Annotated in this window: 11 protein-coding genes, 1 tRNA gene and 1 pseudogene; 7 read left to right on the forward strand and 6 right to left on the reverse strand. The window is 61.0% G+C overall.

Annotated features, from left to right (window positions below; translation table 11 throughout):
• Positions 1-164 precede the first annotated feature (164 nt).
• Positions 165-650 carry a tyrosine-type recombinase/integrase gene (locus tag Q7V03_RS19920; protein WP_304927337.1) on the forward strand — a complete coding sequence of 162 codons (486 nt, stop codon included), beginning with the start codon at positions 165-167 and terminating at the stop codon, positions 648-650.
• Between the two features lie 61 nt (positions 651-711).
• Here the strand turns inward: Q7V03_RS19920 and Q7V03_RS19925 are convergent.
• Together Q7V03_RS19925 and Q7V03_RS19930 are read right to left on the reverse strand one after the other, a co-directional pair.
• Positions 712-787: transfer RNA gene (locus Q7V03_RS19925), tRNA-Thr, on the reverse strand.
• 57 nt (positions 788-844) lie between these two features.
• Positions 845-2,518 (reverse strand): ABC transporter permease, encoded by a 1,674-nt coding sequence (locus Q7V03_RS19930; protein ID WP_370651178.1) that lies wholly within the window; start codon positions 2,516-2,518, stop codon positions 845-847.
• A 90-nt stretch (positions 2,519-2,608) separates the two neighbouring features.
• Here Q7V03_RS19930 and Q7V03_RS19935 point away from each other — a divergent pair, with 90 nt between their 5' ends.
• Positions 2,609-3,481, forward strand: coding sequence for a hypothetical protein (locus Q7V03_RS19935; RefSeq protein WP_304927338.1), 873 nt, complete (start codon positions 2,609-2,611; stop codon positions 3,479-3,481).
• 188 nt (positions 3,482-3,669) lie between these two features.
• On the opposite strand, the gene Q7V03_RS19940 is transcribed toward Q7V03_RS19935, so the two are convergent.
• On the reverse strand, positions 3,670-3,924 hold the full coding sequence (locus Q7V03_RS19940) for a DUF2312 domain-containing protein (protein WP_054004785.1): 255 nt from the start codon (positions 3,922-3,924) through the stop codon (positions 3,670-3,672).
• Positions 3,925-4,056: 132 nt separating this feature from the next.
• Here Q7V03_RS19940 and Q7V03_RS19945 point away from each other — a divergent pair, with 132 nt between their 5' ends.
• Positions 4,057-4,272, forward strand: a complete 216-nt coding sequence (locus Q7V03_RS19945; RefSeq protein WP_304927339.1) for a hypothetical protein — start codon at positions 4,057-4,059, stop codon at positions 4,270-4,272.
• Here Q7V03_RS19945 and Q7V03_RS19950 read toward each other — a convergent pair.
• From Q7V03_RS19950 to Q7V03_RS19960, 3 genes are all read right to left on the reverse strand, one after another.
• Positions 4,269-6,092, reverse strand: coding sequence for an enoyl-CoA hydratase-related protein (locus Q7V03_RS19950; protein ID WP_304927340.1), 1,824 nt, complete (start codon positions 6,090-6,092; stop codon positions 4,269-4,271). The two genes, Q7V03_RS19945 and Q7V03_RS19950, sit on opposite strands and share 4 nt — an antisense overlap.
• Positions 6,093-6,242: 150 nt before the next feature.
• Positions 6,243-6,446 carry a hypothetical protein gene (locus tag Q7V03_RS19955; RefSeq protein ID WP_304927341.1) on the reverse strand — a complete coding sequence of 68 codons (204 nt, stop codon included), beginning with the start codon at positions 6,444-6,446 and terminating at the stop codon, positions 6,243-6,245.
• A gap of 11 nt (positions 6,447-6,457) precedes the next feature.
• Positions 6,458-6,775 carry a TraR/DksA C4-type zinc finger protein gene (locus Q7V03_RS19960; RefSeq protein ID WP_304927342.1) on the reverse strand — a complete coding sequence of 106 codons (318 nt, stop codon included), beginning with the start codon at positions 6,773-6,775 and terminating at the stop codon, positions 6,458-6,460.
• Between the two features lie 148 nt (positions 6,776-6,923).
• On the opposite strand from Q7V03_RS19960, the gene Q7V03_RS19965 reads away from it, so the two are divergent.
• From Q7V03_RS19965 to Q7V03_RS19980, 4 genes and pseudogenes are all read left to right on the forward strand, one after another.
• Complete coding sequence (locus Q7V03_RS19965) at positions 6,924-7,787, forward strand: MBL fold metallo-hydrolase (protein ID WP_304927343.1); 864 nt, start codon at positions 6,924-6,926, stop codon at positions 7,785-7,787.
• Between the two features lie 18 nt (positions 7,788-7,805).
• Positions 7,806-8,228, forward strand: a complete 423-nt coding sequence (locus Q7V03_RS19970; RefSeq protein ID WP_304927344.1) for a YeeE/YedE family protein — start codon at positions 7,806-7,808, stop codon at positions 8,226-8,228.
• Positions 8,228-8,659 (forward strand): annotated as a pseudogene (locus Q7V03_RS19975) (DUF6691 family protein); the annotation flags it as partial. The gene Q7V03_RS19970 and the pseudogene Q7V03_RS19975, both read left to right, overlap by 1 nt.
• A gap of 18 nt (positions 8,660-8,677) precedes the next feature.
• Positions 8,678-9,121, forward strand: coding sequence for a TIGR01244 family sulfur transferase (locus Q7V03_RS19980; protein WP_304927346.1), 444 nt, complete (start codon positions 8,678-8,680; stop codon positions 9,119-9,121).
• Positions 9,122-9,259: the final 138 nt, after the last annotated feature.

The following is a 9,259-nucleotide window of genomic DNA, read 5'->3' on the forward strand; positions in this document are numbered from 1 at the left end:
CCAAGACGTGTTCGATTACATCGAGTTCTTCTACAACCCGCAGCGCAAACACGTTAGGAACGGCATGCTGTAACCGATCGCATTCGAACAGCAGCAGAAACTGAAACTGCAAGGCGTCTAGGAAACTAGGGGCTATTCACACCCAAGCCTCTGGGGCCGTCTCTTTGCCGTGTCATATCTCAATTTGGACCGGACAGAGGCAGGGGGATATTCTCGCGCTGACATGGTCGGCATATGACGGTGAGTTTCTGCGGCTGAAGCAATCTAAGACCGGGCGCTACTTGACCGTTCCCGTTGCCGCTGATTTGCGGGTGATGCTGGACGCGGCCAAAGTGAAGCGCAGCTCTGCCGTGACGATCTGCGCAACCACGCGGGGTAAGCCGTGGACGAGCGACGGGTTCAAGACCAGTTTTGGCAAAGCGCGTGACGCAGCCGGGGTAATCGGCCTAACGTTTCATGACTTCCGTGGCACTGCCGTTGCGCGCCTAGCAGCTGCGGGCTGTTCGGTGCCAGAGATTGTCACGATCACTGGGCATAGCCTCAAGGATGCGGAAACCATCCTAGACAAGCACTATTTTAGCCGCGACCGGGGGCTAGGGGAATCGGCAATTTCCAAGCTTGAAAAGCACAGAACAGCAACGAAACTGTAAACCGTTCACCACTCCATGTGTAAACTATTACACTCAATACCGCATAAGTCGTTGATTTTGTTGGTGCCCCCATCAGGATTCGAACCCGAGACCCCCTGATTACAAATCAGGTGCTCTACCAGCTGAGCTATAAGGGCAGTCTTCTTCAAATATCGGCAGGCGCGGTCAGGCGCAAGGGGGTTACTTGGGATATGCTATCTTGTGGCGCGGACCAGCAAGGCCACCGCCGCAAGGCCCATGACGGTGACGATCAGGGCGGCGGGGGCGGCTTCACCAATGCGCTCCAGGCTGGCGAGTTCATAGACGCGCGTGGCTAAGGTGTTGAAATTAAACGGGCGCAGCAGCAAGGTTGCGGGCAGTTCCTTGACACATTCGACAAAGACTAACAGCAGGGCGGTTAACACCGAACCCCGCATCAACGGCAGATAGACATCGCGCAAAGTCCCGCCAATCCCACGCCCCAAACTGCGCGCGGCCATCGGCAGTGACGGTGATATGCGCCCAAAGGCCGAATCCACTGCCCCCTGCGCAATGCCAAAAAACCGCACCAGATAGGCCAGCACAATCGCCGCAGCCGTCCCGGTCAGCATCAGGCCAGGGTCGTGACCGGTCAGGGCCAGCACCAGATCGGCCACACGGTGATCAAGCGCTGCCAGCGGCACCAGCAGGCCGACAGCCAGCACGGCCCCCGGCATCGCATAGCCCAAAGTGGTCAGCGGCAGCACGGCGCGCGCAAGGCTGCGCCCCGCCATCCGCACGCCATAGACCAAAAACAACGCAGCCGACACCGTCAGCATCGCCGCAATGCCGCCCACGATCACCGTGTTTAGCGCCGCCTGCAGCAGCCCCGGCGCCAGCCACATCTGTGGCTTGGCAAGCGCATGGCCCAGCATCACCGCCGTCGGCAGCGCAAAGCCCAACAGGAATGGCACCGCACAAAGCCCCGTAGCAACCCAAGCCCAGGCCCCCCGCAACTGGATCGGTGTCACCGGGCGACTGGCGCGCGATGGTCGGTGAAAGCGGGCGTTCCGTCGGCTGACATATTCGATGCTCAAAAGCACCAGGACCAGCGACAAGATTACCCCCGCGATCTGCGCCGCCCCGCCGGCATTGCCGCCGTTCAGCCAGGTTGAAAACACCCCTGTCGTCAGCGTCTGCACACCAAAAGTCGACACTGTGCCGAAATCGGCCACCGTCTCCATCATCGTCAAGGCAACGCCTGCGGCTATCGCTGGGCGCACCAGTGGCAGGCCCAGCCGCCAGAACATCCCCCAACTCCCCAGACCCAAGGATCGCGCCACTTCATAGCTCGCCCCCGATTGCTCGCGCAGGGCGGCACGAGTCATCAGATAGACATAGGGATATAGCGCCGCTGAAAGTACCAGAATGGCGGCAGGTTCAGAGTTGATCTCGGGAAACCAGTAATCGCGGGCGTCACGCAAACCAAAACTCACCCGCAAGGCGGTCTGCAACGGCCCGGCATAATCCAGAAAATCCACCAGCGCATAGGCCCCGACATAGGCCGGGATCGCCATCGGAAACAGCAGCGCGTAATCCAAACTGCGGCTGCCCGGAAAGCGGTACATCACCACCAGCCAAGCCGCCCCTGCCCCCATTGCTGCCGACAGCAGGCCCACACCCAGCATCATCCGCAATGTGGCGGTGAAATAGCGCGGCAAAACGGTGGACAGCAGATGCGGCCAGATGTTTTCCGTTGGATGAAACGCGATCCACACCACCGCCAGCATCGGCACCAGCACGATGCCACCAACCAGCACCGCACCCAGCGACCAAATATCAAACCGCAGCGCTTTGATCTGCAGCCAGTGCGGGCGGAGGCGGGATTTCTGACTGTTTTGCAAAGGCATCATCCGCGTCAGATAACGGAAAGCTGTTTCCCTGTAAAGAAAACCGACTATAGTTGCGCCAACGAGAACAAGCAGGCAGGCCACCCTCCGATGCGGATCGTCTATCACCTTGGCGCGCACTTCACCGATGAAGAGCGGCTGTTAAAATGTCTTTTAAAAAACCGGGAGGTGTTGGCCGAGCATGGCATCGTCGTGCCGGGACCGAAACGCTACCGCAACCTTTTGCGCGACACCGCCATTCAACTGAAAGGCAATACGGCAAGCCGCGACACGCAGGCGCTGATCCTTGATAAGATCATGGAAGAGGATGTCGCCGACCGCATGGTTTTGTCTTGGGACAGCTTTCTGTCGCTGGCACCTTGGGCGCTTGATGGCACGCTTTATCCGGCCGCGGGCGAACGGGTGCGCGCCTTCAGCCAGATTTTCCCTGAAATTGAGGCAGAGTTCCATCTGGCCATTCGCAACCCTGCGACTTTCCTGCCGGCTTTGTTGAAAAAACTACCGAACAAAACCTATGCCGAATTCATCGGCAAGGCAGATATCTTCCAGTTACACTGGTCACAAGTGGTGCAGCGGATTTTGACGCGCAACCCCGGCGTGGCGCTGACGATTTGGTGTGATGAAGACACGCCGCTGATTTGGCCCGAGGTGCTGCGCACCGTTGCAGGGCTGCCCGATGATGTGGTGCTGGAAGGCGAGGATGACCTGCTGGCGACGCTGATGTCGGGCGAGGGCCTGACCCGGCTGCAAAGCTATCTTGAAAGCCATCCGCCCGGATCGGTGATGCAATGGCGCAAGATTGTGTCGGCTTTTCTGGATAAATTCGCCCTGCCCGATCGCATCGCCACCGAGGTCGAAATGCCCGGCTGGACCGAGGCAACCGTGGCCGAGCTGACCCGGCTCTATGAGGAAGACGTCTATCGCATCACCCATATGCCGGGGGTGGATTTCATCACGCCGTGACGTTGGGTGCCCCGCTTGGGGGTCGCCTGAGTGTCTCATCACCCCAAAAACCCAAGGGGATATTTGCGCGCAGAAAATGACATTTTTAACTAAGTTTTTGCGAATTTTGTGGGAATTGTTGCCAAAAAAAACGGGCAGCGCCAATACGCAACCCGGTTATTTTTCAAACTGACCGTCTGTGGTCGCGGTTATTGCATCCCCAAAGCGGATTTGTACATCTCGATGATCGCTTCTTCTTCGGCGATCTCATCGGGCTTGCGTTTGCGCAAAGCGATCACCTTGCGCATGACTTTGGTGTCATAACCCCGGCCCTTTGCCTCGGCGAACAGCTCTTTTTCCTGCTCGGCCACGTCTTTTTTCTCGGACGCGAGTTGCTCGGCGCGCTCGATGAACTGGCGCAGTTCGTCGGCGGTCACGGTATAGGCGGCAGTTACATCATTCATCGCGGGTGCTCTTTTGCTTTGGGTTTAGTTGCTCCTATAGGGTGGGGCTTGCAGGATCAAGCGTACGCCGCGAAGGCTTGCAAGGCTTTGCCAACGGCGTTACCGCAGGCGCAGGTTTTCAGGGAGGCAGAGATGTATATCGTGATCTGGATCGGGACGGCGCTGACCCTGCTGGGCATCGGCGGGCTGGCATGGTGCATCAGGCTGGTGCTGGGCATCAAGCGGCAGGCTTTGGCCGATGATCAGGCGCGGGTCGCGATGCAGCGCGTGGTGGCGTGGAACATGGGTGCGCTGGCGGTGTCGTTTCTGGGGCTGATCTTAGTCGTCGTCGGGGTTATTCTGGCCTAATCCGAGCCGTTGAGCGATGCAAAGTCGCGGCCATCGGCGATCAACCGATCGAACAGCACATCCGGGGCGTAAATCTGCGGTGCTGCCTCGGCGCGGCGCTTAAGATCGGCCCGCAGCACCAGCAACCCGCGTTTGTCGGCCTGAAACAGCGGCCCGCCCTGCCAGCGCGGGAACATCCCATGCAGCACCGCCGCCGCATCCACATCCAGCGGCCTGCGCGCGACCCCTTCGCTGATCAGCCGCGCCGCCTGATTGGCCAAGGCGGCCAGACAGGCATCCAATACTCGCTTTGCCTCAGGCGGTGGCGCAGGCAAGGGGCCGCGCGCACTCACCCCGATCCCGAAAGACCCCAGCGCCGCCGCAATCACTGGCCGCGCCAGCCCCTCGGCTTCCAGCTGTGCGATGGACGCAGACAAGGCCGCGCGCAGGCGGCGGTCTATCGGCCCGCCCGGCCCGGTGAACACCAGCTTCCAACCGAGCCTGCGCCCCAGCGCCAAGCCCATCGCCTGCACCGCCACCGGAGCATCCGCCCCCGCCGCGAGTTCGGCCACCAGACCCGCCGCCAGCGCCCCGCTGATGCCTACCCGCGTGCCTGCCCCCCGCGCGGGCAAAGCTCCCAGCGCGATGACTGGCACAGCGGGGTCTTCCAGCGGCGGCAGTACACCCGCGTTGTTCAGCACAAGATCAACCCCTCCGATCGCCGCCGATGCCGTGCTCAGCCGCGCCCAATCGGCATCGCGCGCTTCAGCCGTCAGCCGCCCCTCGCGCACCGCCGCCTCTTGCCGCGACGCGATTTTCTGCAGCGCTGCAACCAGCGCCTCACGCGAAGGGTCGATCAGACTGACCCGCAGCCCAGCCGCCAAAGCTTGGCCCACCAGCTCTGCCGCAGGCTCTGCAGCCCCCCAAACCGCAAGGCTGGCCAGCTTGCCCGCCCCGAAACTGGCCAATGCTGCGGGTGGGAATGTCGCCCGCCGATCGGCATAAAACGCATGGCGCAGCCCCTGCGCTTCGGGGGTGTGTATCAAAGCTGTGTAGGCCGCTGCCTCAAAGGCGAGCCCTTGTTCCAATGGCAAAAGCTGCGCTGCCTCGACACAGTCAATCAACCGCAAGGGTGCCGGCAAGGGCGAACCGGCAAAGCGCGCCCGTGCCGCCGCAATCGCCGCCTGATAGGCGCGGCCATCACGCAAGCCGTCGCGTCGGTCCGAGGTTTTTAGCGGTGCCGCCCCGTTCAACGCCGCCGCCATAGTTTCGGCAAACGCGCAAGCCTGAGCCCGCAGATCGCCCTCAACCACCTGATCCAGCAGACCGATGGCGAGCGCTTGCGCGGCGGTCAGCGGCGCAGGCTCAAGCATTAATTTCAACGCCGAAGCAGCCCCCACCAGACGCGGCAAGCGCTGCGTCGCCCCGGCTTCGGGCACCATTCCCAGCCCGATCTCGGGCAGACCAAGCTGCGCCGCAGGGCTCGCCACCCGACCGTGTGCTGCCAAAGCCAATTCCAATCCCGGCCCCAACGTGCTACCGTTCAAGACAGCGATTATAGGCTTAGGGAAATCCTCAATCTGCTGGCAAAGCGCCGACAATCCCGGCGCGGCGCTGGCTTTTCCCAATTCGGACACATCTGCCCCAGCTGAAAATGCCGCCAAATCGGAACAAATCACCACTGCGCGCAGATCACTGTCCGCGACCGCAGATAATGCTGCCGAAAGCGTGGCGCGGAGATGCTGCGACAGCATGTTCACCGGGCGATGCGCCAGAATCAGCAGCAAAACAGCCCCTTTACGCTCCACACGCACCGCATCCGTCAAGGCCTTGCCGTCCATACCACCCGCTCCACCAACCCGTTGCGTATTAAGCGACCGCGCGCGGGCATTGGCAATCCCAGACCGCACCAAGCGGCAGGCCTGCGCGATTTCAGACCGTTTCTTGCAGATTGGCAGCGTTCAGACGGGCTGGGCTCAGGTGGGCAGAGTTCAAACCGGCATGTTATCGAAATCGGCTTCCTCAGTCGCCTCGATATGCTCGGGCAGCGCAGGCATCTGCCCCAATGCTCCCGGCAGCACTTCACTCAGCGCCCGCATTTCAGCAAGCAACAGGTCCATCCCTACCGCCTGCGCGGACAGCGTAGCCGCCAGTATTTCGCCCGTCATCTCGGTCATTGGATTGTTCTTCGGCATAACATTTCCTCCTAAGGTGCACAGCTGCGGCAGAACGGCGTGTCAGGCAGCACATCCAACCGCTCAGGCTCAATGTCTTGGCCGCAGGTGGCGCAAATTCCGTAATCTCCAGCCTCGATCCGCGCCAATGCGGCCTCAATCCTCCGGATTTCCAGCAATCCGGCGTTGCCCATACCTTCCAGTACCTCATCGCTCTCGCGCTCGGTGGCAAGATCTTCCCAATCGGGCGAACGTTCGACCACAAGTTCGGTGGAAATTTCACTCAATCGGCTTTTCAAAGCAGCCAAACGCTGTTGCATCTGCGCCTTGCGGTCAGTGGTTGAGATCATGCGCTGTCCTTTCCTGACTGCGCCTATTCTATGCCAAAGGCACATATCGTCCTTGATGCAGGTCAACACAGGCAAATCAAAATTATTCGGACATTGCGATGCTGGCAGACGTGACTTATCCTGTTGCCTGAAGCCAAAGGAGGCCACGATGCATCCCGACGTTCACGCTTTTTTCGATGAAGCCACCAACACCATCACCTATCTGTTGCACGAACCGAACGGCAGCGCCTGTGCGGTGATCGATTCGGTGTTGGATTTCGAATATGCCTCAGGCCGCACCGACACGCGGTCCGCCGATGCGGTGATCGCCTATATCCGCGCCGAAGGGCTTGATCTGCAATGGGTTTTAGAAACCCATGTCCATGCCGACCACCTGTCCGCCGCGCCCTATATTCAAGAGGCGTTGGGCGGTCAGATCGGCATTGGCGATCAGATCACCGTGGTGCAGGAAACCTTCGGAAAAGTTTTCAACGAGGGTACCCGATTTGCCCGCGACGGCAGCCAGTTTGACTGGCTGTTTCGGGACGGTGACAGTCTGATGATCGGCCAGATGCGCGTCGACGTGATGCACACCCCCGGCCACACCCCCGCCTGTCTGAGCTATGTGGCGGGCGATGCGGCCTTTGTTGGCGACACCCTGTTCATGCCGGATTTTGGCACCGCGCGCTGCGATTTCCCCGGTGGCTCGGCTGCGGTGATGTTCGATTCCGTGCAGCGTATTCTGACTTTGCCCGATACCACCCGGATTTTTGTCGGCCACGATTACAAAGCACCGGGGCGGGAGGAATTTGCGTGGGAGTCCACCGTCGGCGCGCAAAAAGCGCTGAACGTGCATGTGGGTGCTGGCCGCAACCGGGATGATTTTGTCGCCCTGCGCGAAAAGCGCGACGCCAGCCTTGCGATGCCCCGCCTGATCATCCCCTCGTTGCAAATCAACATGCGCGCGGGTCAGATGCCCGAGCCTGAGGACAATGGCCTGTCTTACCTGAAAGTGCCGCTGAATGGCCTTTGAATTTACGGCAAAAGGACAGTGATGCTGGATTGGTTTTGGGGATTTGTCGGCGGCCTGATGATCGGCGGGGCCGCGGCGGCCTATCTGCTGTTCAATGGCCGGGTGATGGGGGCTTCGGGCATCATTGGCGAGTTGGTGGATCGCTCGGGTTGGAGCAACTGGGCCGAGCGGCTGGTTTTTCTGGCCGGGCTGATCGGTGTGCCTTACGTCTTGTCGCTGTTGATCGGCGGGGAGACCCATCTGACCGGCAACTGGCTGGTGATCGTGCTTGCCGGGGTGCTGGTTGGCATCGGCACAAGGCTTGCCAATGGCTGCACCTCGGGTCACGGCGTGTGCGGAATCTCGCGGCTGTCGCTGCGCGGGATCGTCGCGACGCTGCTTTATCTGCTGGCGGGAGGGCTGACCATGGTGCTGCTGCGCCAACTGATTGAAGTAATCTGATGCGGGGCTTGGGATTTGCTTTGCTGTCGGGGGGCCTGTTCGGGGCGGGTCTGCGGATTTCGGGGATGACCGATACGCGACGCGTGCAGGGCTGGCTGGATGTGTTCGGCGCGTGGGACCCGACACTGGCGTTCGTGCTGGGCGGCGCGATATTGCCAATGGCCGTTGCATGGCGGGTGGCGGCGCGGAGGGATCTTTCCTATCTTGGCCTTGCCCTGCCCGCGGCCCCCAGCCGCGAACTCGACCGCAGCCTCATTCTTGGTTCGATCCTGTTCGGTATGGGCTGGGCGCTGGCGGGGCTTTGTCCCGGCCCAGCGCTGGCGTCGATCAGTTTTGGTGGTGTGGGCGGTCTGGTCTTTCTATTGGCGATGCTGGGCGGTATGATCGCTGCACCCGCCCTGCGCGCGCGTCTTGACGCCGCCGCCCCAGCCACGAGCCCGAGGAGCAAAATGGACATTCGCGCCCTGACCCCGACCTATGCCGTCTCGCCGCAGATCGAGCTTTCCGATCTGCCCGCGATCAAGGCGGCTGGCTTTGCCACCGTAATCGACAACCGCCCCGACGGGGAAATCCCGGCCCATCTTCATACCCCGCATATGAAGGCGGCGGCGGAGGCTTTGGGGCTGGCCTTCATCGCCAACCCGGTGATTGGGGGGGCGCTGACGATGGAAAATGTCCGTCTACAACGACAAGTGATGGCCGAGGCTTCGGGGCCGGTGTTTGCTTATTGTGCCTCAGGGAACCGCTGTTCTGTGGTTTGGGCGCTGATGAATGCGGGACAGAAATCGACCGATGATCTGATCAGCACCCCGGCGAAATATGGCTATAATCTGGAGCCGTTGCGCGGGCAGATTGAGGCTTTGGCGGCGGAACCGGGCGCGGGGAAGGACTGATACCAACGGCCCTAGATATTGACCGTTGCCCAGTCTCTGGACATGATCGAGGTTATCGCTGCCGGTTCGTTCGCGAAGAAGTACCAGGCTGCGGCGCATTGGTCGAGGATTTTATCGTAGCTGTCGAAGACGGTGTTG

Source organism: Cypionkella sp. (assembly GCF_030652235.1).
Classification (GTDB): domain Bacteria; phylum Pseudomonadota; class Alphaproteobacteria; order Rhodobacterales; family Rhodobacteraceae; genus Cypionkella.